Here is a 24,057-nt window from a genome sequence, read left to right as displayed (position 1 = left end):
TTTGAGAAATATCCCAGTTTTTATAGCTGTGGACTGGCGTAGGGTTCATTAGCTTTAACCTCCATCATTCAAGGTGGGGGTTATTTTTTTCTTATGGCCTCTTGTCCAAGACAGCGTTCCCTCTTTAGAGCGTGATCGTTTAACGTGGATTTGAGCAAAATTATTTTCGGACAGAAACAATTACGGAAGCAAACACAAGGCTTGTAAACTTTCATAGCCAACTAGAATGGGTTTCCGTCATAGTCTCCAGTAATTTCTACTTCAGCATCAAACAGTGCTTCGTCTTCTTCGGGATTATCTGGGTCAATATAAGTTCTACACTTGGAGTAGAGCAAGAAATTCATTGGACGGTTATTTATGATTTCAACTTCAACAAAAACAAAAGATGCATTTCTCCGCAAGTACTCCTCTATAATCAACCTCTAGATCTTCCTCGTTGATCTCCAATTTCAGTTCAAAGAAACCTTCCTTGTTGTAGTACTTTATTGAATATACATCACGTACATTTAATCCACCTTCTCTTTCAATCACTTAATATCCTTTGTGCCCATCATGCTACTTATCTCTCTTAGCTTAGTTTTTGAAGCACATGTCTACCTAGAGGGGATAATATCATTCTTGAAGAAGCGTTTGCAGCCTTTTTGTCTCTTGTTTTACTGAGGTAAAAATCAATCGTGTTTCCTTTGGAATCCATTGCACGATACAGATACATCCATTGACCTTTTACTTTTATATACGTTTCATCGACTCTCCAGGAGTCATTTGTTGGTTTAGGATGACCCGCCGTACCTTTTAAAATATTAACTTGATGGCGATATACCTGGACCCCAATAAGAAAGCGAGAAGCGTTGTTCCTCTCTGAAACATCACTTGCATATCCACCTTTTTTGGCATCAAATGCAAAAAAAACAAGCCCTTTTCTTAGTGAAAGGGGCTTGTTTTAATTTAACATTTCGGCTTTACAAGACCATGTTTTTTAATATGATACTGCATACTTTGCCGGGTAATCCCGAGTTTTTTTGCAGCTTTTGATATGTTCCAGTCCGTCTGTTCTAATGTCTTTTGGATAAAATGCTCTTGAGAATTCGTAAAGATTGACTTAAAAGGCTTCTTTTCCATATTTTTTTGTTCATTGATTTTATACGTGTGATCGGAAAAGATTTTTCTTCTCATATAACCAGGGAGATGGTCAACCTCAATTGATTGATCGGCTTCGCTTACCCGAATAATTACATTTTCGATTAAATGCTCAAGTTCTCGAGTATTTCCAGGCCAAGGATATTGTAGAAGAATCATAAGTAATGTTTTTGAAAAATCCGGAACAGCTTTAGAAAATTTCTTCCGATTAAACTCAAGAAAGTATTCGATAAAAAAGTGAATATCTTCTGTTCGCTCCCTTAAAGGAGGTATGTAGAGACTTGTATGGGCAATCCGATAAAACAAGTCAAGTCGCATTTTTCCTTCGGAAATCAGTTTCTCCGGATCTTCGTTTGATGCACTGATGACTGTACACTCCACAGGTGTAACTTCATTGGAACCGACCCTTCGAACTAAACGCTCCTGTAATACTCGCATTAACTTTGATTGTAATGTCAGCGGCATGGAGTTAATTTCGTCTAGAAAGAGGGTGCCATTTTTGGCATATTCAAACAGTCCCATTTGGTTCGTTGCGCCGGTAAAGGCTCCTTTTACCGTTCCAAATAAAGTACTTTCCAACAGGTTTTCAGGGATTGCCGCACAGTTAATCGCAACAAAAGGACTTTCTGCTCTTGGACTGTGGTTATGCATGCTTTGGGCAAACAGCTCTTTACCTGTTCCTGTTTCTCCGACGATTAAAACATCGGTATTATGAATAGAAATATTTTGCGCTTCCTTAATTAAGTTTTTTAATGCAAGGCTTTCGCCTTTAATATGATTAAACGTGAAAGTGGTCCCATTTTTTAAATCACGTTTATTCTTATCCGTAACAACACTTTGCCTTTTTAACTCAATGGTTTGGTGAAGTCGATCTTTAAGTTTTGATTCATTCGTACTTAGTGAAAAAACAGCAATCGTTTCTCCATCCTTTTGAATGGGAAATGTGCTGTAATTTACATATTTCGGAATTCCGTTAACCGTCGAATGCGCCCGATATCTGGAGAAAATGGGTTTTCCAGTCTTAAATGTATGTTTATGCTCCGAATATTGCGGATTATAATTATAGGCTGACCATAAATGTTTGCCGATAATTTCTTGACTATTTAAACCTTCCAGTCTCTCCTGCGCAACATTGTATAAGGTGATTTTTCCTTCATGGTCACTCATCATCACGCCTTCATCGAGAGATTCGACTATTTTTTCTAGACAATATAATCGCATCTTAGGATTTGTCATTAAATCCTTAGTGTTTTCTATACACAAGATAATATAGTGGTTATCTGCAGAAAAATTCTTCACTTCAACAATGAATTTCTTTTGGTTTATTGTAATAGGAAAGGTTTCATTATCTACAAACCTCACTTCTTCACAGGGGATGAGTTCAGTAATAGGAATACCTTCTGTGATTTCCAATGGGATGTCTTCGTTTACGTCATGCCATAAAACATCGTGTTTTTCATTTAACACGATAACCCCGTCTACAAAACTTCTAATAATTGATCCGATAGATGCTGCAGTCAAATTTCCTTTCCTCCTGTCTCACGTTTAATGTCCCCTTGAATATAACATTAATTTCAAATATTTCAAATAGTCTGCATGCAAAATTTATCTGCTGCAATTAATGATGTAACCGTTTACATTTTTTTAAATATTCGAATGATTTCAATGAAATAGATGCAAAAAACATCTGCGATTTCTTCTGGACAAATAACCAACTTTTGTAAAATGGTAATCCGGTTATATTAGGGGGAATTTAAAAATAGCCGATTATAGACAGTGTTTTCTGTAAAATTAGAAAATCCCATAAAATTAGACTCCTTTGGCACGGTACTTGCAATATATAAAAGCGAGTACAGTAAATACTTAATTTAATTTAGGGGGAATAGTACATGTCAAAACCAGAAATCTTATATTCAGTTAAAGCACAAAGGGGACCTGAACTTCGTTGTAAAGGTTGGAGACAAGAGTCTATTTTACGGATGCTTGAAAACAATATGGAAAACGCAGAAAAACCGGAAGAGCTTGTAATTTACGGTGGGATTGGTAAAGCAGCACGTAACTGGGAGTCTTACCATGCAATCGTCAAATCGTTAAAAGAGCTTGAAGATGATGAAACACTTGTTGTTCAATCCGGTATGCCTGTTGCGGTGTTTAAAACACATAAATATGCTCCGACAGTTGTTATGGCAACGACAAATATTATGAAAGCGGACTGGCCGACTTTCTATGATTTACAAGATAAAAACTTAACGATGTATGCAAACTATACAGCAGCTCCATGGGAGTATATCGGTACACAAGGGGTCATCCAAGGGACATTTGAAACCTTGTCAGCAATTGCACGCCTTCACTACAATGATTCCCTTGTTGGAAAAATTCTTTTAACAGCCGGTGCTGGTGGTATGGGTGGAAATCAAACGAGAGCCATGACGATGCACGGAGGAGTAGCGATTCTATGTGACTCTAACGTAGAGATTATTAAGAGAAGAATTGAAAAAGGATTTATTGATTGTTTGGCAGATTCATTGGATGAAGCGATTGCGATGGCAAAACAACATGCAGCTGAAGGGAAACCACTTGGTGTGGCAGTAGTTGGAAACGCGGCTGATATTTTTGAAGAAGTTCTTCAAAAAGGGTTCTTACCAGATATTTCAACATCAATGACTCCTGGCCACGATCCGATTTCCTACTTACCTTCTGGTTATACAGTTGAAGAAGCAGAAAAGCTTCGTGATATAGATCGTGAACTTTATTTAGAAAAAGCACGTGAAACGATGGTTCGTGAGTTGAAATCGCTTATCAAATTTATGGACCTTGGTGTGCATTCATTTGAATACGGTACAAGTCACCGTAAAGAGTGTATCGATGCAGGCATGGATGCGAAAGAAGCAAAACGTTTACCAGGCTTTGTAGCTGAATATCTTCGTCCGCTCTTCTGTGAGGGTCGTGGACCTTTCCGCTGGATCTGTCTATCAGGTGATTCAGAAGATTTAAGGAAAATTGATGATATGATTTTAGACAAATTTAGCGATGACTATCTCGTAACGCGCTGGATTAAGCTTGCGAAAGAGCATATTCCAATTGAAGCATTACCAGCTCGTATTTGTTACATGGGCTTTGGTCAGCGTAAGGCATTTGCATTAGAAGTAAATGATATGATCCGCCGTGGTGAACTATCCGGACCGGTTGCATTCTCACGTGATAACTTAGACTCTGGTTCCATCGTAAACCCGACATTTGAATCTGAAAATATGAAAGACGGAAGTGACTTAATCTCTGACTGGCCGGTATTGAACGGTCTTCTAAACGCTGTTGGTATGTGTGATCTTATTGCCCTTCAAGCGAATTATTCCATGGGTGAGGCTGTTCATACAGGTGTTACGATGATTGCAGACGGAACAGCTGAATCTGACATGAGATTAGAAGTTGCGATGACAGTTGATTCTGGCATCGGGGTTGTTCGTCATGCTCAAGCTGGTTATGAAATTGCTCAAAATGTTGCCAATGGTAAAGGTAAAATAACGAAAGAAAGCATCCAAATTCCATTATGGTGGTCGCCAAAAGCAACATTCGGTCCGAAAGATGTAGAGCCGGAAAACGTTAAAGCGTAACACGTGCAAAAACATTGGTAGAGGTCCGAATGATCTCTACCATTCTTTTATCCTTAATAATATTTAAAAATTAGTGGATGAAGAAAGGGTAAAGATTATTAAAAATTTACTGTTAGGGAGCTGATGGATCGGAGTCGAAGGAATATGTATTGACCGGATTTACTGGCGTGTTCTGGTGGTGTCATCGTTTCTTACTTTGAATGGGTTCAGAATAACCAAGGGTATTATTGGTCAGAGAATGAGGTTTCTGAAAAACTTCGAAAAGCAATGGTCGATTCATTTGAAAATATTTCTCAAACATCACAGGTCCTAAAAGTGGATATGCGATTAGCTGCATATATGGTTGGAATAAGAATAAAGGCTGAAACTTCGCGTTTCCGGGTCTGGGTTTAAACTGTAATCGGGTGAAGGTGACTTTTAGTAATAGAAGCAAGATTTCTCTTTTTAGGTATTCGTTCAGCTTATATCGGTACCTTTTAAATTAATGCAGTAACACATTTCTTCAAAAGATTTTAAAGGGGTGTTAGTTTGGATAATCAACAGCTGCAATTATCATCAAATGTGGAACAAAATGAGTCATCAGTTAGCTTACAAAAAAAATTAAAAGCACGCCATATTACGATGATTGCGTTGGGTGGTACTATCGGAACTGGAATTTTTCTTGGAACCGGTCCGGCCATCCATACAGCGGGCCCGGGTGGAGTTTTACTTGCGTATAGCGTGATTGGCATCATGGTTTATTTTGTTATGACAAGTCTTGGGGAACTGGCCTCGTTTATGCCGACAAGCGGTTCGATTAGTACGTATGCCACACGATTTATTGATCCCGCCCTTGGTTTTGCTTTTGGTTGGAACTATTGGTTCGCTTGGGCTATGACACTCGCTGCAGAACTATCTGCTTCTGCACTGATTATGAAATACTGGTTTCCCGATAGTTCGTCATTGTTATGGAGTGGGTTGTTTTTAATGCTACTTTTCTTATTAAACTTTTTATCTGTTAAAGGGTTTGGTGAAGGGGAGTATTGGTTTTCCTTTATTAAGGTGGCAACGATTATTATCTTCATTGTTGTTGGAACATTGATGATTTTTGGAATCATGAATGGACAGCCGATTGGATTTGATAACTTTACCACTGGGGAAGCTCCGTTTGTTGGGGGTACCCTTGGCACCTTAAGCATATTGTTAATTGCAGGTTTTTCCTTCTCGGGGACAGAGTGCATCGGTGTCGCTGCTGGGGAAAGTGAGAACCCTTCAAAAAATATACCGCGTGCAGTTCGCACCGTCTTTTGGAGAATTCTTCTATTTTATGTACTGGCGATCCTAGTTATCTCGTTTCTAGTTCCTTATACGAACGGAAGTCTTCAAAACTCTACGGTCATGGCTAGCCCGTTTACCATCGTGTTTGAAAAAGCAGGGTTCGCTCTTGCAGCTTCTGCTATGAATGCGGTTATTTTAACTTCTGTATTGTCCGCTGGTAACGGATGCCTTTACGTGACAAGCCGAATCATGTATGCCATGGCTCAAGACGGACAAGCGCCACGATTTTTAGCTAAAGTAAACAAACGAGGGGTTCCCGTCATAGCATTGGTAGCCACAGCGATTATTGGAATGCTAGCTTTTTTAGCGTCCATCTTTGGTGACGGTACAATTTATATCTGGCTGATGCATTCAGTCGGAATCACGACATTTATTTTTTGGCTCGGTATTGCTGCGAGTCATTACCGATTCCGGAAAGCATATGTTGCACAAGGTTATTCACTTAAAGATCTGCCTTATCGTGCAAAATGGTTTCCTTTCGGACCGATATTTGCCTTCGCCCTTTGCTTAGTCATCTTGCTCGGACAAAACTTTGAAGGTTTTATTAGTGGACATATCGATTGGAAAAATGTTTTGTCAGCCTATATTGGCCTCCCATTGTTTCTCTTGTTGTGGCTCAGCTATAAATTTATAAAGAAATCGAAAGTAATCCCGTTAGAAGAATGTAAGATTGATTTCAAAGAGCAGTAAAACAAGTGATTTTGGATAGAAGCCTTACCATAGAACAATTTTATGTCCATCGAAACCCCATACAGTTAAAGCAGAGGTGATAACTGCGATAAGTAACAAAACAAAAAATAAAGTTTAAGAGTATCAATCTTTACGTTTCGTTTGTTATTCTAACAAACCTGGAAAGGAGTAACCGCAGTTATCCAAGAATGATATGAGACACATCGCCGAAAGTAACAATAACATAAAATTGTCAGTCACCGAGGATTATTGACAAGCTACTGTGTGGGCTGAAGCAAGTTATTCTCCTCATTCAGAGGATAAAGAGGTGGTCGGATCAATGAAACCTATTTATTTTCTTGCATTACTGCCATTTATCGGTTTATTAGTAGGGCTCCCTTTCGCTAATAGAGTGACTCCTTACGTACTTGGCATGCCGTTTCTCTTATTTTGGAATGTTTTGTGGGTGGTTCTCACATCCATTCTCTTAGCTATTATGTATAAATTCGATCCTATGAGAAAGGAGAGTGGAAACGAATGAGCGTGTCCATCTTCATTATTTTTGGATGTCTGCTCCTATCTCTTTACCTTGGAATTCGAGCGAGAAGAGGCAAAGATATGAACCTTGAACAATGGACGGTGGGTGGCCGAGGGTTCGGTACTCTTTTCCTAATCTTATTAATGGCTGGAGAGATTTATTCTACGTTTACTTTTCTTGGTGCCAGTGGGTGGGCGTATGGAATAGGGGGACCGATTTTTTATTTTCTTGCTACTGGGAGCTTGTGTTACATAGTTTCCTATTTTCTACTGCCTCCTGTTTGGAAGTACGCCAAGAAACATAATTTGCTGTCACAGTCAGACTTTTTTGTAAAGAAGTACAATAGCCTATATTTAGGGGTGCTGGTAGCTTTAGTGGGGACATTTGCTTTGATTCCCTATCTGGTACTTCAATTGAAAGGCTTGGGGATTATTGTTTCAGTTGCGTCCTATGGCTCAATTTCTTCGACGATGGCTATTTGGATTGGGATGATTGCAGTAACAGCCTATGTGATGATTTCCGGTATCCACGGTTCTGCTTGGACGGCTGTTGTTAAGGATATTTTAATTCTCGTTGTTGTCTTGTTTTTGGGGTTTTATATTCCGTTCCACTATTACGGCGGAATACAATCGATGTTTGAAGCAATTGATGCCGCGAAGCCTGGTCACCTAATGCTCCCCGATAAGGGATTTAGCGTGTCGTGGTACATTTCAACGCTGATACTGTACGCACTCGGCTTTTATATGTGGCCACAATACTTCGGTGCAGCCTATTCAGCCAAAAACGGAAATGCGTTTCGTAAAAATGCAATAATCCTGCCGTTGTATCAATTATTGATTATTCTTGTACTCTTCGTTGGATTTGCGGCAATCCTACAAGTTCCGGATTTAAAGGGGCCGGATGTTGATCAAGCATTATTGCTCATGTCTATCAAAACGTTTAACCCTTGGTTTGTCGGTATCATCGGTGCAGCGGGTTTACTAGCAGCAATTGTTCCCGGTTCAATGATTTTGATGACGGTCTCGACCCTCTTGGCGAAAAACGTTTACCAAGTTTTTTCACCATCCGCTTCAAATCAAAAAGTGGTGAAAATAGCAAAAGTTCTTGTGCCTGTTATCGCTCTAATTGCTGTATATTTTGCTTTGAATAGCGGAAACACAATCGTCGCTCTCATTTTAATGGGGTTAAGCTTGGTGACCCAACTGTTTCCATCTTTGGCCACTAGCTTAATGCAAACTAACTTCGTAACAAAACAGGGGGCGTTCGCGGGAATCTTAGCTGGTACAGCGACTGTCGTTTATACAACAATAACTAAAACGACTATCAGTTCGTTATTTCCAACATTGCCTCAAGAAATTAAGGATGTGAACGTCGGGATTATAGCTTTGATTGTTAATATCGCAGTCATGACTGTCGTGAGTTTTGCTACACGAAGTTCTCGTGTTGTCAGTAAGCAAAGTCATTCTGAGGGAGATGTCTTAAAACATAATTAAAAAAATCATGAGGCTATAAAACTCAGGACTTGGGTATGTTGCATGAGTATAAAAAATGGATTCGCGACATCCTGAGTCCTGGATAAACATAAGCGTATGATTACGATTTGATTTTAGAGAATCGTTTTTATACAACAATCGCGTTTTTATATATTACTTTTAAGGTTTGGCTATAATCCCCTTTCATAGCTGTATTAAGAGGTCAGTAAAGAATAAGAAATCGGCTCTTTCGGTGATTTCCTCCAGGCATACCTCTGCATGCAAGGATTATTTGCACCTAAAAAAGTTTAATATTGTTAAGTGTTATTTATTATTGAATTGTTTGAAATGAAATAGTGTGCAAATTTTATCTGCGCTTTTTGCTTGTTGTTTGGATTAGAAATGGTGATTTTTAAAAGTTATTTGAAATTCTTTAACTGATATTTTCTATTAATTCTAATAATAATGAAATATATCGCTAGTTTTGAAACCTTGGCACAAAATATGCATTAATAATGTTTGTTCCAGTATTTTTTGGAGGAGGTATGGTAAAGATGTCCGAAACGAAAGTAAAGACAAAGGTCGATTTAGTAATCAGTAATGCGGCAGAAGTAGTTACTTGTATAGGGGAAGGCATGGGGGATATCGGAGCATTAACAAATGCTTGGATTGCCATCAAAGATGATAAAATTGTCGGAGTTGGATCCGAAGAAGAGGTTAAAAGTAATTTTGATATAAATCAAACAGATGTTATTGATGCAAGTGGGAAAGTCGTTGCACCGGGTTTTGTTGATTCCCACACTCACTTAGTTTTTTATGGAACACGTGTTGAAGAATATGCTGCCAAACTGACTGGGAATGATTCGGAAAAATTGAAAAAAATCGGAATTACAACCGGACCTAATCGGACAGTCGAACTTACTCGTAATACACCAGAGGAAGAATTATTTGAACAATCAAAGAAACGACTGCTAACAATGCTTGAATATGGGATCACAACGGTTGAAAGCAAGAGCGGGTACGGACTAACAACTGAAAGTGAAATTAAAATTCTTGAAGTAAGCAGAAGGCTTGGCAAAGAGACGCCTCTTGACGTGTACAATACATTTTTAGGAGCGCACGGCTTCCCGGAAAATATGACGAAAAGTGAGTATCTGGACATCATTATTAATGAGATGATTCCGCAAGTAGGCGAGCGCGGACTCGCCGAATTTTGCGATGTTTGGTGTGATGAAGGTTATTTTACGGCTGAAGAATCTGAATTAATTTTAAACGCCGGCTTAGGGCAAGGGATGAAGCCGAAAATTCATGCAGATGCCTATTCCTATATTGGCGGCTCTGACTTAGCGGCGGAAATGAAAATGGTATCTATTGACCATTTAAATTATACACCTGTTGAAGTAATGGAAAAGCTGGCAGAGGCAAAAGTAACTGGAGTTTTAATGCCAGCTTTAGACTTTGCTGTCAGCCATAAGCGGCCGTTTGATGCCCGCAAGATGCTAGATTTAGGTATGAAAATCGCACTAGCAACGGATCTCTGTCCGGCGTGTTATACAGAATCAATGCAGTTTGTCATCAATCTTGCTTGCCGATTGTATAAATTTTCTGTTGAGGAAGCACTAAAGGCTGCTTCATATGGTGGAGCACAAGCTCTCGGTTTGAATGATCGCGGAGTGATTGAAGCAGGGAAATTAGCCGATTTGCAGATTTGGGATGTTCCGACGTATAAGCATATTGCCTATGAGCTGGGAACAAATATTGTGCAAACTGTTATCAAAAATGGAAAAGTCGTAGTGAATCGCTAAGTTAATAGAAGATTTATAGACAATGGAGGGAATTATAATGAAAATGAAACATGTCTCTAACGCTGCTGAACATGTAAATGCTGAACGTTTACAAGATCTATTTCTAGAACTGGCTAAAATTAATGCCCCGAGCACGAAAGAAAAACTTATTGCAGATTATTTGAAAAAAGCGCTGCCAGAGCTCGGATTTATTATTGAATTCGATGAAGCCAATAAAAACTTTGGTGGCGAAGTTGGTAACTTAATTGCTTTTCGCGAAGGAACAGATCCATCAATTCCTCCATTGTTTTTCTCAACACATATGGATACTGTGCTGCCAACAGAAGGATTAAAACCGGTCATTAAAGATGGCGTTATTTATTCTGACGGTACAACCATTTTAGGCGCGGACGACCGTGCGGCATTGGCGGCTTATTTAGAAGCAGTCCGGGCAATTATTGAAAGTGGCGTTCCGCACGGTCCGATTGAATTTATTTTAACTGTCAATGAGCAGCCGGGGCTTGTTGGAGCAACCTATATGGATTACAAGAAGGCAAAAAGTAAAACCGGCTATATTTTCGATAGCAGCGGTGATGTTGGCCAAATTATTTTGAAAGGTCCTTACAGCAGTCGGATTTGGATGGAAGTTGAAGGAAACGCCGCTCATATTGCGCTTAATGCCGAAGAAGGCAACAATGCCATTCTGATTGCTGCTGAAGGATTGTCAAATATGAGATTGGGCACAATCGATGAAGAGACGCTTGCCAATATCGGGATTATTAACGGAGGAAATCTGACATCGATTATTCCGGGAAGTGTAACGGTTGCCGGGGAAGTACGTAGCTTTTCAAAAGAGAAGTTAGATCAGCAGCTAAAGCATATGGAAGAGGTTATGCAGCAAGCTGCCGAGAAGAACGGCGGAAAAGTGAACGTTAGAATGGAGAAAAAATACAGCGGATTTGATATTCCGAAAGATGATATGTTAGTGAAAACGGCTGAAACAGCTGCTCAAAGCATTAAAGTCAACCCTTATTTAACAGAAACGTTGGGTGGTGCTGATACGAACGTGTTAAACGAAAATGGCTTAATTTGTCTGACACTAGGATTAGGATTCCAAAATATCCATTCGTTCAGAGAGAGTATTAGTATTGAAAACTTAATAAACACGGGGAGATTAACTGCAGCTCTTATTGAACAATGGTATGTAAATCATAAAAATGCATAGTTAGAATGATGTATAAAAAGTCCAACAGTGGTATTTATTCACCACTATATTATTTAATTATTATTTTTGTGTTTTGCCGAATTAGTTTTATAATGTTTCAAGAAGATGAAATATTCAGATAAAAAATCAAGAGGAGATGGACGAATGCAAAACAGTGGAGTAGTAGACCTAGAGTTAGTAGAATTAGATGGTTATACGTTAGATCGTTATAAGGTACAAAGGGTAGTTAATGGCAATGCAAAGGTTTCTATTCCCGAAGAAAATCGGTTGCGGGTACAAGAGAGCCGCAATCGAATTGAAAAGCAAATTAATGACGGGAAAGTTGTGTATGGCGTCAACACAGGATTCGGCAAACTCAGTAATATCGAAATTGAAAAAGAGGATGTTTCAAAATTACAGTTAAATTTATTACGTGCAGATGCTGTTGGTGTAGGTGAGCCTTTTCCAATTGAGGTTGTAAGATCGATGATGATACTACGTGCAAATGCCTTGGCTAAGGGCTTTTCTGGAATCAGGGAAGAAACTCTGCAGCTACTTGTTGATATGATTAATAAAGGAGTTCACCCGGTTGTACCTTGTAAAGGTTCAGTCGGTGCTAGCGGAGACCTCGCACCGCTTTCACATATTGCCATCGTTCTAGTCGGCGAAGGTAAAGCAGAATACAAAGGGGAAATTCTTCAGGGGAAGGAAGCACTAAAAAGGGCTGGGTTGAAACCGGTTTCTTTAGAAGCGAAAGAAGGCCTTGCATTAATAAACGGAACTCAGGCAATGTCTGGTGTCGGGGTGCTTGCTCTTAATGAAGCGGAGCGTGTCGGCCTAGCAGCTGATATGGCAGCTTGTTTAACAATGGAAGCGCTTAATGGGGTTATATCTGCCTTTGATAGCGAATTACTAGCTGTCCGTCCCCATCCGGAGCTGGAATTCGTGGCTTCAAGAATGAGAAATTGGCTGGAAGGCAGTAGAAGGATTACACGCCAAGGGGAAGTACGCATTCAAGATGCTTATTCTATCCGCTGTATCCCGCAAGTACACGGAGCATCTTGGCAAGCATTTAATTATGTTGAGGACCGTTTAAAGGTAGAAATGAACTCCGCTACTGACAATCCGATTGTTTTAGAAAGTGGAGAAATCATCTCAGGAGGTCATTTCCATGGCCAGCCGATAGCGCTTTCAATGGACTTTTTGAAAGTAGCTGCAGCTGAGTGGGCGAATATTTCTGAACGAAGAACAGAAAGGCTTGTTAATCCGCAACTAAGCGGATTGTCACCTTTCTTAGCTGTCAATCCTGGTATAGAGTGCGGCCTGATGGTTGCTCAATATGCAGCGGCTTCACTAGTTTCCGAGAATAAAGTATTAGCACATCCCGCAAGTGTTGATTCCATTCCAACTTCGGCAAACCAGGAAGATCATGTCAGCATGGGTACAATTGGCTCCCGTCAAGCTCGGGAAATCATTCATAATTCTGCTAGAGTTATAGCGATTGAAATGATTTGTGCTTCTCAAGCTATTTATCTGGAAAAAGCTGAAAATCAATTGGCACAGGCAACTAGAGACTATTTAGAAAAAGTCCGTCTAATTTGCCCTCCTCTAGAAAGTGATCGGGCAATTTCAGATCAAATGGAGGAACTGGCTCAGTTTATTTTACGTGAAGATTTATTAAGATAAAAACTAAAATGAAAAGGAAAGTGCAATTTAATGATTTGAAATATATTAAATGACTACTGATTTTCAAAATGCACTATGAAAGGAAGCGGTAGGTGAAGTCAAAAAAAGAAAAAAAGTTTGATACTGAAAATACCCCGTTAATAAAAGAGGTAGTGGGAGTTAGTTAAAAAATACCGCAAAGTAGATTATAAAAATTGTATATAGTAAAAAACCTCGCTGAATTTCAACGAGGTTTTTCTCTCTTTGGTTCACCTTCCGAAAAAGGGTCATATAGGCACCTCATGTAAACGGTTAGCGTTGTTTTTCAATCAGATATATATACTTGTAAGAGATGAAAGAGCAAAAGACTTTCGGGAGGTTCCCTTTGTGTATGTACCTGGGGGAATGCTTGGGGTTCCGATTGTACTTGGAGAAATGACAGCTATAAATATCCTATCGGTGGCGCAGCTATGGGGTTTGAAATCACTTATTATTCAGGAACTACAACTATAGACGACGGGTTTGCTCTTTTTGTGTGATTGAAATAATGTTGTCCGAGGTCTGTACGGGATGACTTTATGCTAATTAACGATGTACTACATCCAGGTGAGGCGTATAAAATTTGGAGGCAAGAGTAAACTTGCATAAGCTCCAGATTTATGATGAGGAAGAGAGTGTGGTAAATTGATTATCTTTGCGTAAAATTTCAGTTTTACGAATAGATAGACATGAGAATGAATGTTTGGTATAATCTTCATATAATAATTAAGGGAGCGTGTCTTATGTATACAGAGATGTTTCAAACCATTCAAGATACTCTCATAAAAAAAATAGATCCCGTTTTCATTATTATCTTTGGTTCTTATGCCAAAAAATCTACACATAAAGACAGTGATATCGATATTGCTTTCTACTGTGAGAATCAATCGCTTACTACATATGAAGTTTTTCAGCTGGCACAGGAATTGGCAGATATTCTGAAAACCGAGGTGGATTTGGTCAATATCCGTACAGCATCCACGGTATTTAAAGCCCAAATATATACTACCGGTACAGTTATATATTCAGCGAATGACACTCTTCTTAAAAACCTCCAAATGACTGCACTAAGCATGTACGCTAAATTGAACGAGGAGCGCGAAAATATCTTGAAAAAAATAGGAGAAAGTGGGACCATCTATGAAGAATGATGTGATATTGAACAAAATCAGTGTTATAGAACGTTGCATGAATCGGGTTAAGGTCGTATACGAAAACAATCCAGAAAACCTGAAGGACTATACCAAACAAGACTCCATCATCCTCAATATACAAAGGGCTTGCGAAGCGTCAATCGACTTGGCTATGCATATTGTAGCTGAACGGAAATTAGGATTGCCCCAAACCAGCAGAGATGCTTTTGACATGCTTCATGAGGCTTTAATTATCGACGAAAACACCGTCAAACGATTAAAGGCCATGGTGGGTTTCAGAAACATAGCCGTTCATGACTACCAGACTGTTAATATAGACATTTTGCAGCAAATTGTTGCGAACCATCTTGAGGATTTTACTGACTATACAAAACAAATCCTTAAATTTTAATAAAGGAGTTTTATGATGAATTACAAAATCCGTGTGTATGAGCTCCATACAAATAAAGAAACAATCAAGGTGGATAAAATCTTTGAAACAAAAGATGCTGCTGAAGCTGCTATCGAAAATCATAAACTTCAAAATCCAGAAAAATATGAGTATGTAAAAGTTCCTGTGAAAAATTAATTATTTCAGCCCTCTCCTTCCGTGCTTGGGCTGTTACGCAAGTTAGTAACTTGAACATAATATAATTATGTAAACAACTATTCGTAAAAATTGAATTTTACGCATAAATTAAAGTGAAAAAAGGAGTAAAACAATGGCCAATACCAGACAACATCAAGTCCATGAGCAGAAATTGGAACAGCTGGTTAAGTCCATGCCCTTCTATATCGTTGAATATGTTGACAATAAATTGGATACCCGGTCCCCTTCCACCCTCTTGAATTATGTTCTTGATTATAAATTATTCTTGGAGTGGCTGATTGCGGAAGGCATTGCTGAGCAGGAGCATATTAAGGCTATCCCCCTGTCCGTGCTGGAAAAGTTGAAGTTGATCGAAGCCCAATCCTTTATCAAATTTTTGGAACGGAGAAACATCCCCATCAATAAGCAGGAAACAAAAAAAGCGGAAAAGGTATCCGTCAATCGGAAAATTTCAGCATTACGTTCCCTTTTCAAGTATTTAACGACCCAAACGGAGAATGAAGACGGCGAACCTTACTTCTATCGGAATGTCATGTTGAAAATTGAAGTGAATAAAGTGAAAGAAACATTGGGGGCCCGTGCTTCCAGAATATCGACTAAGATTTTCCACAATGATGAGGATGCCCGGTTTCTTGAATTCGTGAAGCATGACTATGAAAGAGAGCTACCTGAAAAGTCCAGGAAACTCATATACTTTAAAAGGGACAAGGAACGTGACTTTGCGATCTTATCCCTCTTCTTAGGAAGTGGCATCCGGGTGAATGAGTTATCCAACTTAAGGTTACGAGACTTGGATTTCGAGGAAAAACAAATACATGTGTTACGTAAGGGTGGAAAAAAGGATGTAGTGGCAGTCTCTCCCCCGTCCATGCAGGACATAAAAGATTACCTAGCTGTGCGATCGGAACGTTATAGGGGATCTAACGATGATGCGGCCTATGTATTCTTGACAAGGGTGAATGATGGAGCCACCCCCCTTTCCAACCGCGCCATCGAGGCTTTAGTAAAGAAATACACGAAGGCCTTTAAGTCCAATAAATCTATGTCCCCACACAAACTGAGGCATACCTATGGGACGAATTTAATGGAGCAGTCAGGAGATATTCATTTGCTGATGACTCAACTCGGTCATACTTCAACCACAACGGCTGCCCTCTATACAAACCCTGAACAGGAGAAGGCTAAAAAGGCTGCGAAACAGCTGGGTGAGAGAAGAACCAATTATCGTGAAAAGGATTAAAAAAGGAGAAGATTTCTAGTCTTCGCCTTTTTTTATAATAGCGCATTCTACATCGTTGTAAGTTCGTGCCCAATCACATCTAGTGAGTTTGTAAAACCCAACAAAAATAGTTCGCTGATTAATATATGATATTAATGATCACTGGTCATGACACATGCCTCATAAATTGGAACTCCGTGAACTGATATTCTGCCTTTTGCTCATAATATTCCTTTAAAGGGACACTCTATAATCAAAATAAACTTCTTTAGGTTGGAGGCTGTCAGAATGAAGGTTTTATCAATGATTCAGCCGTGGGCAAGCCTTTTTGTCCTTAGAGAGGCAACATATGAAACAAGGTCATGGAGAACGAATTATCGGGGGCCACTTGCCATTCACACAAGTAAAAAAATAGATAAAGACGTCTCTAACCATATAGCCATAAAGTCGTTGCTTGGTAAGCACGGATACACACCAGGGAATCTTCCAACTGGCCAGATCATTGCTGTATGCAAACTTGTAGATTGTTTGAAGGTAACTGAAAACAATGAGACATGGGCCATTCTGGAGGATGGTCGAATCGTATCAGGGAATGACTATTTTATGGGTAACTTTATAGTGGGAGGTTATGCTTGGGTAGTTGAGGATATGCAGATGCTGGATGAATTTATTCCAGCAAAGGGAAAGCTAGGATTATGGGAGCATGTTTTAATTTTATAGGAGCTGATACATTGCACACGATGCGCTGAATCTGCTCCTTCAGGAACCCACTTGTCTATTTAGAACTGTATTAAACCAGTTATAGTCATTATAGAAAGATTGGAATGAATTCCAATAGTGTTTATCTAACCTGCTGTAAAAGCGCTCCAAGTTAATTAAGAACGCTTTTTGATCTATATGTGTTCTGTTTCTGTGTTTCCTATATTCCTTTTCTAAATCTAAATAAGAATTTATCAGATTACGGTCACCCAATTTGAAAAGAGACATCTCAATACGACCATGCTTATTAAACCATTTTTGTACTTCATGGTTTTTTTCAAACTCATCCTCAATTTGGAGAATAATTCTTAAGTCAAAATACATTGATCCTTATATGCCCTCTAAGCTCTCCTTCACCTGAGCAAAAAAATTATTAAGCTTATTATTTCTTTTGTATATAAATATGCTAATGATGCTGCAACAATTGCTACCAATATAGGGAGCTACTCTTTAGTTAAGGTCATAAAGTAAAAGCCACCTCAAATAATAAATCACTCAAATTTTCAGCCCCAAAAATACTGTTTCCTCACCAATTACCATTTTAAAAGCTTTCTTAAACAGCTTTCTTTTTGTTACATAAATAAAATAAGCTATCGATCAAAAAGGATATACCTAGAGAACCATCTTTTTTCATTGGTCCGCTTCTACTTTCGCAATATGCTACCTCCGTAATTGGGGGTTTAAGTAATAAAAATGATTCTAAAATCCCCCATACAATTAATTGCTATTACAAAATCAATCATAAAAATATATGGTGATATGTAAGGGCCTATCTAAACATTTAAAAAGGAAATTGTATTTTTTTGTAGAATTATAGATATATACTAGGAAGGAAGTTTCAAAAAATAAGCCGCTTGTTTTTTTAGTCTAAAATTATAAATCTTAGTGGTTAGCAATGATTATATTTTAGGGAGTGTTAGTTATGCCTGCCATCGCACTATTAGGTTTTCTCGCTATTTTATATTCTTTTTTTTACCTACTCTACCATTTCATCAAAAAGATGAAAAACAAAGAAAGAGCACTATCTAAAAAGATTTTTTATCCTTCGCTCATTGGTGGAATAATATTTTTTATTGTTGGAATATCGTTTTTGGATACAGGAGTTCAAGCTAAACTTGATGATGAAATAGAACAAAATACAAAGTTAACAACTGAGAATAAAACTTTAAAATTAGAAAATACGAAGCTTGAAAAACAAATTACGGATCTTGAGTCAGAAATTAAAGAAACAGCTTCTAATATTACCGAATATGAAAATAATTTAAAAACATTGGAAGAAGAAAAAAAGGCATTATCATCAGAAAAAGATTCATTAAATAAACAGATTAGTGATCTAACAACTAAAAATACAAGTTTGCAAAACGAAGTTGATAGTTTAAATACTCAACTTGCAAGTAAAGATACTTCTACTGCAAAAGAAAATTCAAATCAATCAACTGCTTCTACATCGTCAGGAGAAAGGGAAGATTTCGCAAACTGTACCGATTTACGAGGTACATATCCAAACGGTGTTCCAGCTGGTCATCCTGCTTATGTACCAAGTATGGACCGCGATAAAGACAACTATGCTTGTGAAAGGTAATAAAATATAGGCTCTATCTTATAGAGCCCCAATTTGTAGACAAAAAGGTTTCGGAAAGTTCCCGAAACCTTTTTAATTTTTTATAAGCAGATATAAAGAATAGTGATTTTTCCTATGTTAATTAGGTATTTCTGGCTCTTCAAAAGTCCTGTTGGCTACCTTCTTTCGCCCATGATGCCATGTTATTAGCTGGAAAAGCAATGGCAAGAACCGCTATCTCGGCTCTTGATTATGTAGAATTAACACACATAGTTTGAATTTTTTTGAGTTTACATAAGATAAATTATAGGAAGTTAATGGTGCACAAAAAAATCCATCTTAAAACACAAGTGATCTTGTTGCAGTGAGACGGAATAAAAAAATCAAAATAAACATTTGCATTTTCTTGAATCAATTCCTTTTATTTTAATGTATAATCGGGGGAACTCCAACTACGGTTTTTCCAGAACTCCGTAGACAGAAAAAACCTCTAGGTTCCTTATTACGGGTGACCATTGCGGTCGCTTTTTCTATACCATTTCGAAATAATTCATGAATCCTCATTCTAACAAATCTTACGATAAGCCTCGTTGACTGTTCTTTCGAGCGCCAGTAGGTCAGGATTTCCTGCTGCCTTCTGTTCCTTGAACCACTGATTTCTCTCTTCTTCAGACATGAACAAAAACTTGGAATGGACCACGACTCCCCTAATCTATAAAGTCTTCGCATAATGCTTCTTCTCTTCTTCCACACCACTTCTTCTAATCTGTTTTCTTATCCTTACTGTATGGACGATAACAATCATTCATAGCCCTAACTATATTCAGTAGAACCGGGTTACCCTTCGCCAATTCATCTTTGTACCACTGCTCACGTTCCTCTTCCGTTAGTTTCATTAAATCAGAATGAATGATTATTGTGGTATTTCCACTCTTTTTCTTGAATTCGAAAGGTTTCTTCTTTTCATCCACGTCAATTCCTCCTAAACACCGTTTCTTACAGCATTTCTTCGTGAGGAAAGATTTATACCATATACAACACTTTTACTCTATTGAACTGTTAACCCTATCCACGCAGTTAGTCGATAACTTCACGCCCACCAACGCCTCGAAACGCAGCCTTTCCACGCTCCCATCCGCCACCTTCAGCCGGACCTCTTTCGTAATCTCATCGATATAGATATAATGGATGTGCCCGCGCAGGTCCTCCGTAAATCTGTCATCCCAAACCGTCAGCCTCACTGGCATATTATACGCTAAAGCATAGTGGAGCTTTTCGTTGAGCTCCGCTAGCTCGTACTCGTCGGCAATCCGCTTAGTTGGCGTTGATCGTCCCGCAGCATCTCGTTAAACATCGCCTTTTGCTACAGAAATATCATTCCTTGCCATTTCTGTAGCCCTCGGTCTTTTAGTCGTTCGTTCATCGTATGTACCTCCCGCTAAAGAGAGTCTCACGCTGACACCCTCTTTTTTCACCTCAGTATATACAAATGCATGTTCGTAAGTCAAAGTAAGTTAGCTAGCATATATTTGTCTAATACTTCGCTATCTCTCGTTCTAAGCTAGTGCTTAACAACGTATATAATACTGAGGTGATATTAATGGCTGATCGTAATTCTTTTAAGACTGATGAGAAATATTCTCTTTTTGATTTCTTCTACGAGAACAATTTGATTATTTCAGTTACTTATTTTGTAGGAAACGAGTCTCGCGAAGTAGAGGGGTTGATTTCCGGTCATCATCCTGAAGTAAGTATGATTTCTGTGAAACATAGGAGGGAAGGTAGGGATTTTTGTGTCCCGATTAGAAACATTGAAGAGATTGTTATTGTCGGCCCGTGTTAGTCCGTGCTATCAGCGGGCTTTTTTTATTCGGCCTCCCCTCAACCACTTTAATTCGCTCATTAACGACCTCGTACAAGCTGACGTTCTAAAAATATACAAAAGAAAAACCGACCGTATTGGTCGATTATTTTCCTTGATAGCACGTTCCGCAATATATATTTCCGTACGCCTCATACGTTTCGTTATCGCTTAAAGTTTGACGACATTCTGCACACTCGAAAGAATCACGCCCATTGTAGTCATACAGTGAACCGGAGTTACCCGTTTTGTAATCACTCATGCTGTCACTCTCCTAGGTGTCGTTCTCCGTATATTTCTATGCCCAATCCATCGCAATAATTACATAAAAAGGAGCCCGCCATTAGACGAACTCTACGAAACTAGGCAAGCGCAGCATGCCCGCCTTTGTTAGATTGCGATATTTAACTCGGCATTTAATCGGCGCAATGTACTCGTAGCGCTCCGATTCATCAATCGCCTGAGCCGCATAAACTTTGTGTTTAGCAACCGGAGGCACGCCGAGCTCCATAACTCCAGAATAACGACCGTCATCGAAATTAAGCAGCCAGCCGAACTCGCCCTTCCGACGGCCAACTACGTACACATCGTCATATTGATAATTAATCACCTTCAGCCAGCTGTGCGAGCGTTTACCGACTTCGTAGCGCGAGTCCTTAAGTTTCAGTACCACGCCTTCAAGCGCCTGCCCGCAAACTGCATCGTAATAGCAGCGCGGTGACCTTCGATGAACTTCACCTTCGAAAGTAGGGGGGAATCCTTTGGCACCAGGTCGGCAAGTATCTCCTTGCGATCGAGCAGCGGAAGGCTAGTACCGGACTGTCCTTCGTGCTGCAGGACGTCGAATGCAGCGAAAGTGACGGGGGTGCTAGCGTGATTACTCTGAAACCGGCTCATCATCGCTTCAAAGTCCGGCTTGCCTGCGGGGTCAGTTGAAATGAGCTCCCCGTCGAGCGTAGTGCCTGGCGGTAGATCGAGCGAATGTAACTCGGGAAACTTGGCGGTCACTTCGTTATTATGACGCGTATATAAGCGGACCTTACCGGCCGCATCAACGGAATATATTAAGCGGATGCCGTCCAACTTCAGCTCCGTTAAATAGTCGGAGTCGTCGAAGGGAGCATCGGATTTGTGTAATAGCATTGGCGATATGAACAACGTAATTCCCGCAGAGAGAGCGCACTATTTTCAAATGTTGGTAGATTATTAGGAAAACCCCGACCTAGTGGCCGAGGTTAGTTAATTATGCGCGATATTTCAGTAAATTGTTCCTTTGTGCACTGAATAAGGGTTTTGTGTTCCTCGCCTTCTTCGTCGAATAAATAAATGTAAGCGTTTGAAGTTTCTTTTTTCATTGCTCGGACTGCTATATCAGTGATTGCACCGACTGAACCTACAAGAGCAGTACTTAGAATCGTGCTGTTTTTAGATTTCCCGACGTTTCGACTTTCATCATGTTCCCACTCAATCCTGGAAAGTTTGAAGTATTTTTGTCCAAATGCAGTTGTAAACTTGACCTCACCTGGCTGCCCCCACTTCATTATAGTCATTCTGTTAATGCTTTCATTACCTTCGATACCATCAGTTAATACGTGACCGCCTGCCAATACGCTGACTTGAATCCGAGGTTTAATTACTTGTCCCCAAAATCCCATAAAAGCACCGTCCCTTTTCATTTTGTCTTATAATTATATGTACGCATCCGCCTACGAATGGGTTCATTTTTGCGTAGGCTTCCGCATTTATTTCGTTAAATTTCTTCGTGTTTCTTCGGAAAGAAGGATCCCGTAATCTGGCCGAAGTTCATCACCAACGCGCCGATAATAAGGTTCCGCGTCTGCTCATCCCCGTAAAACACAAATAAGGCCGCCGACAAAACGATCAGCAGTCCGAAGGAGAAAAGGTATTGGAATTTTATCCGCTTGATTATCGTCATCATTAGAACATCACCGCCCATGTTTTAGCCCCAACGATTCCGTCCGCAGAAAGCTTCTTACGTTTCTGATACGCCTTGACTGCAACTGCCGTTCCTTTGCCGTAAATACCGTCAGGCTTTACGCCGACCGCACGCTGAATCCGCTCAACGTCTTTACCGCGTGATCCGATTTTAATTACCTTGCCTGGATACTTTACGATAGAGGCCGTAGGTTTGGCGGCAGGCTTTACGAGTGGCTTAGCAATTGTTGGCTTCGTGACTGATATTGATTCCTTCACACCGCCCGGTTCCGCCATGTGTTAATACTCCCTTCGATAAAATTTGAACAACGCAAAAAGGCGACCGCATTCGATCGCCTTTTTGATGTTCCTTATTACTCTAACTTTCTGAAGATCGATTTTCTCATAAGAAAATCCTCACATGCCTATTCATTTATAAAAATACTTAAATCTCCCTCAAGCTGAAATCCCGTTTTATTAAAAAGGTTAGCGTATCCAATTGCAACTCCAACACTTGTAAGCGAAGAGTGTTTTGCTCTCGAAGTATTCCAATACAAATCAACCTTTTCAAAATCATTATCCATTCCATTTATTATGCTTTTAACATCCTGATTTGCCAATAAACCTGAATACTTAAGTTCTATTATCTTATATATATTTTTTTCTCCCACACTAATAGATAAACATCCGGTGTATTGTAAATGTCTATAAAACTTTAAATCCTGCTGATAATCAGGTGTGAATTTTTTAACTAAATCTAAATATCCTGGTAAATCATTTATTAAAATAAGATCTTCAACCAGGAACAAAAAGGTTAAGGTATCGATCTGTTTTGTTGTTAGTTTTGGAATTATTTCAATTGTTTCATTTAACACTATGTTAAGAAGAGAATTATCAACGGATTTAGTTCTATCTACCAATACTTTAACTAACAATCTTGATATTTCTTCATCCCCCAACCTGGCATGCGCTTTTTGAGCATTGTATATAGCATATTGGATATCTGGATCATTCGTATTATTTATCGAATTCGGTGTTTCTATGTTCAATTTTTCCAGGTAATTATTGACCAAATCCTCCGCTCTCTTTTGAGCTAATTCTGCAGCTTCTTCACCTAATTTATAAAAATTTCTTTCAAACACATCATTTGCTACTTCTTTAACATCCGTGTAGCTAAGACCATTATTGTTTACATGGACTGTTTGACCTTGAATATTTGTCGATCCATCACCAGCTTTAATTTCTCTATTACTTCCGAACATTTTTATCACCAATGGTAACTTTAACGTCGTTTCCGCCTTGAATGTTATTTGAATCGTTTCCTGATTTAATACTTTGATTTGGAGTATTTTTTTCTTGATTTTTTATTTTTATATTCCTAAAAATTAAGCCTAGTAATCCTGATCCTAAAACTACTCCTACCCCACTAAAAATCCAATCCTTATTATCATTAATCCAGCTCATAATACGACCCCTTAAGTATAAATATTGTAATAATTTTCATATTAAGGATGAATTTTATTGATGTCTATACTTATTAATC

General features: G+C 39.0%; 27 protein-coding genes and 3 pseudogenes. 17 read left to right on the top strand and 13 right to left on the bottom strand.

The window, feature by feature from the left end; translation table 11 throughout:
• Positions 1–91: 91 nt before the first annotated feature.
• Positions 92–224, top strand: a pseudogene (locus tag ACFVSH_RS02570) (Tn3 family transposase); the annotation flags it as partial.
• Here ACFVSH_RS02570 and ACFVSH_RS02565 read toward each other — a convergent pair.
• From ACFVSH_RS02565 to ACFVSH_RS02555, 3 genes and pseudogenes are all read right to left on the bottom strand, one after another.
• A complete protein-coding gene (locus ACFVSH_RS02565; RefSeq protein WP_387704790.1) occupies positions 222–419 on the bottom strand; it encodes a hypothetical protein in 198 nt (65 codons plus the stop codon). The pseudogene ACFVSH_RS02570 and the gene ACFVSH_RS02565 overlap by 3 nt on opposite strands.
• 212 nt (positions 420–631) lie before the next feature.
• Positions 632–778: pseudogene (locus tag ACFVSH_RS02560) on the bottom strand (DDE-type integrase/transposase/recombinase); the annotation flags it as partial.
• 167 nt (positions 779–945) lie between these two features.
• Complete coding sequence (locus tag ACFVSH_RS02555) at positions 946–2,658, bottom strand: sigma-54 interaction domain-containing protein (protein ID WP_387704705.1); 1,713 nt, start codon at positions 2,656–2,658, stop codon at positions 946–948.
• 368 nt (positions 2,659–3,026) lie between these two features.
• Here ACFVSH_RS02555 and hutU point away from each other — a divergent pair, with 368 nt between their 5' ends.
• From hutU to ACFVSH_RS02480, 15 genes and pseudogenes are all read left to right on the top strand, one after another.
• Positions 3,027–4,748 carry a urocanate hydratase gene (hutU, locus tag ACFVSH_RS02550; protein ID WP_387704703.1) on the top strand — a complete coding sequence of 574 codons (1,722 nt, stop codon included), beginning with the start codon at positions 3,027–3,029 and terminating at the stop codon, positions 4,746–4,748.
• Positions 4,749–4,901: 153 nt separating this feature from the next.
• Positions 4,902–5,141, top strand: a pseudogene (locus tag ACFVSH_RS02545) (glutamate dehydrogenase); the annotation flags it as partial.
• Positions 5,142–5,369: 228 nt separating this feature from the next.
• Positions 5,370–6,755: an amino acid permease gene (locus ACFVSH_RS02540; protein ID WP_387704780.1), complete on the top strand. Its 1,386-nt coding sequence runs from the start codon at positions 5,370–5,372 to the stop codon at positions 6,753–6,755.
• 319 nt (positions 6,756–7,074) lie between these two features.
• A complete protein-coding gene (locus ACFVSH_RS02535; protein WP_098177425.1) occupies positions 7,075–7,275 on the top strand; it encodes a DUF3311 domain-containing protein in 201 nt (66 codons plus the stop codon).
• Complete coding sequence (locus tag ACFVSH_RS02530; protein ID WP_144551270.1) at positions 7,272–8,765, top strand: sodium:solute symporter family protein; 1,494 nt, start codon at positions 7,272–7,274, stop codon at positions 8,763–8,765. Before ACFVSH_RS02535 ends, ACFVSH_RS02530 begins: the two co-directional genes overlap by 4 nt.
• Before the next feature lie 533 nt (positions 8,766–9,298).
• Positions 9,299–10,549, top strand: a complete 1,251-nt coding sequence (hutI, locus tag ACFVSH_RS02525) for an imidazolonepropionase (RefSeq protein WP_387704700.1) — start codon at positions 9,299–9,301, stop codon at positions 10,547–10,549.
• A 37-nt stretch (positions 10,550–10,586) separates the two neighbouring features.
• Positions 10,587–11,753 (top strand): M20/M25/M40 family metallo-hydrolase, encoded by a 1,167-nt coding sequence (locus ACFVSH_RS02520; protein WP_387704699.1) that lies wholly within the window; start codon positions 10,587–10,589, stop codon positions 11,751–11,753.
• 144 nt (positions 11,754–11,897) lie between these two features.
• Positions 11,898–13,418, top strand: coding sequence for a histidine ammonia-lyase (hutH, locus tag ACFVSH_RS02515; protein ID WP_387704697.1), 1,521 nt, complete (start codon positions 11,898–11,900; stop codon positions 13,416–13,418).
• Between the two features lie 366 nt (positions 13,419–13,784).
• Positions 13,785–13,910, top strand: coding sequence for a hypothetical protein (locus ACFVSH_RS02510; protein ID WP_387704695.1), 126 nt, complete (start codon positions 13,785–13,787; stop codon positions 13,908–13,910).
• A gap of 269 nt (positions 13,911–14,179) precedes the next feature.
• Positions 14,180–14,587 (top strand): type VII toxin-antitoxin system MntA family adenylyltransferase antitoxin, encoded by a 408-nt coding sequence (gene mntA, locus ACFVSH_RS02505; RefSeq protein WP_387704693.1) that lies wholly within the window; start codon positions 14,180–14,182, stop codon positions 14,585–14,587.
• On the top strand, positions 14,577–14,981 hold the full coding sequence (gene hepT / locus ACFVSH_RS02500) for a type VII toxin-antitoxin system HepT family RNase toxin (protein WP_289336523.1): 405 nt from the start codon (positions 14,577–14,579) through the stop codon (positions 14,979–14,981). Before mntA ends, hepT begins: the two co-directional genes overlap by 11 nt.
• A 15-nt stretch (positions 14,982–14,996) precedes the next feature.
• On the top strand, positions 14,997–15,158 hold the full coding sequence (locus tag ACFVSH_RS02495; protein ID WP_387704691.1) for a hypothetical protein: 162 nt from the start codon (positions 14,997–14,999) through the stop codon (positions 15,156–15,158).
• A gap of 133 nt (positions 15,159–15,291) precedes the next feature.
• Positions 15,292–16,419, top strand: a complete 1,128-nt coding sequence (gene xerS / locus ACFVSH_RS02490; RefSeq protein WP_387704689.1) for a tyrosine recombinase XerS — start codon at positions 15,292–15,294, stop codon at positions 16,417–16,419.
• Positions 16,420–16,686: 267 nt separating this feature from the next.
• A complete protein-coding gene (locus ACFVSH_RS02485; RefSeq protein ID WP_387704687.1) occupies positions 16,687–17,118 on the top strand; it encodes an ASCH domain-containing protein in 432 nt (143 codons plus the stop codon).
• Between the two features lie 961 nt (positions 17,119–18,079).
• Positions 18,080–18,739 (top strand): excalibur calcium-binding domain-containing protein, encoded by a 660-nt coding sequence (locus tag ACFVSH_RS02480; RefSeq protein WP_387704686.1) that lies wholly within the window; start codon positions 18,080–18,082, stop codon positions 18,737–18,739.
• A gap of 740 nt (positions 18,740–19,479) precedes the next feature.
• On the opposite strand, the gene ACFVSH_RS02475 is transcribed toward ACFVSH_RS02480, so the two are convergent.
• Entirely contained in the window at positions 19,480–19,689 is a 210-nt protein-coding gene (locus ACFVSH_RS02475) for a hypothetical protein (RefSeq protein WP_387704685.1), read from the bottom strand.
• Between the two features lie 72 nt (positions 19,690–19,761).
• Positions 19,762–20,028, bottom strand: a complete 267-nt coding sequence (locus tag ACFVSH_RS02470) for a YolD-like family protein (protein WP_387704778.1) — start codon at positions 20,026–20,028, stop codon at positions 19,762–19,764.
• A 290-nt stretch (positions 20,029–20,318) separates the two neighbouring features.
• On the opposite strand from ACFVSH_RS02470, the gene ACFVSH_RS02465 reads away from it, so the two are divergent.
• The gene (locus tag ACFVSH_RS02465) at positions 20,319–20,561 is read left to right on the top strand and encodes a hypothetical protein (protein ID WP_387704684.1); all 243 of its coding nucleotides are present in this window, start codon (positions 20,319–20,321) and stop codon (positions 20,559–20,561) included.
• Positions 20,562–20,685: 124 nt separating this feature from the next.
• Here ACFVSH_RS02465 and ACFVSH_RS02460 read toward each other — a convergent pair whose 3' ends face one another.
• The 8 genes from ACFVSH_RS02460 to ACFVSH_RS02425 form a co-directional block, all read right to left on the bottom strand.
• Positions 20,686–20,841 (bottom strand): LIM domain-containing protein, encoded by a 156-nt coding sequence (locus ACFVSH_RS02460; RefSeq protein WP_214768178.1) that lies wholly within the window; start codon positions 20,839–20,841, stop codon positions 20,686–20,688.
• Positions 20,842–20,922: 81 nt separating this feature from the next.
• Complete coding sequence (locus ACFVSH_RS02455) at positions 20,923–21,252, bottom strand: hypothetical protein (RefSeq protein WP_387704683.1); 330 nt, start codon at positions 21,250–21,252, stop codon at positions 20,923–20,925.
• The gene (locus tag ACFVSH_RS02450; protein ID WP_387704681.1) at positions 21,243–21,662 is read right to left on the bottom strand and encodes an ATP-dependent DNA ligase; all 420 of its coding nucleotides are present in this window, start codon (positions 21,660–21,662) and stop codon (positions 21,243–21,245) included. The genes ACFVSH_RS02455 and ACFVSH_RS02450 overlap by 10 nt, the downstream gene beginning before the upstream one ends.
• A gap of 152 nt (positions 21,663–21,814) precedes the next feature.
• On the bottom strand, positions 21,815–22,234 hold the full coding sequence (locus ACFVSH_RS02445; RefSeq protein WP_387704679.1) for a hypothetical protein: 420 nt from the start codon (positions 22,232–22,234) through the stop codon (positions 21,815–21,817).
• A gap of 95 nt (positions 22,235–22,329) precedes the next feature.
• On the bottom strand, positions 22,330–22,518 hold the full coding sequence (locus tag ACFVSH_RS02440; protein ID WP_387704677.1) for a hypothetical protein: 189 nt from the start codon (positions 22,516–22,518) through the stop codon (positions 22,330–22,332).
• Positions 22,518–22,811: a peptidoglycan-binding domain-containing protein gene (locus ACFVSH_RS02435; RefSeq protein ID WP_387704675.1), complete on the bottom strand. Its 294-nt coding sequence runs from the start codon at positions 22,809–22,811 to the stop codon at positions 22,518–22,520. Before ACFVSH_RS02435 ends, ACFVSH_RS02440 begins: the two co-directional genes overlap by 1 nt.
• 128 nt (positions 22,812–22,939) lie before the next feature.
• Entirely contained in the window at positions 22,940–23,776 is an 837-nt protein-coding gene (locus tag ACFVSH_RS02430) for an LPO_1073/Vpar_1526 family protein (RefSeq protein WP_387704673.1), read from the bottom strand.
• The gene (locus ACFVSH_RS02425; RefSeq protein ID WP_387704671.1) at positions 23,763–23,978 is read right to left on the bottom strand and encodes a hypothetical protein; all 216 of its coding nucleotides are present in this window, start codon (positions 23,976–23,978) and stop codon (positions 23,763–23,765) included. The genes ACFVSH_RS02430 and ACFVSH_RS02425 overlap by 14 nt, the downstream gene beginning before the upstream one ends.
• Positions 23,979–24,057 lie beyond the last annotated feature (79 nt).

The sequence above is a fragment of the Peribacillus sp. NPDC058002 genome (assembly GCF_042886655.1).
Taxonomy (GTDB): domain Bacteria; phylum Bacillota; class Bacilli; order Bacillales; family DSM-1321; genus Peribacillus; species Peribacillus aracenensis.
The sequence above is the reverse complement of the archived record's forward strand: the minus strand, read 5'-3'. Positions and strand labels throughout refer to the sequence as shown.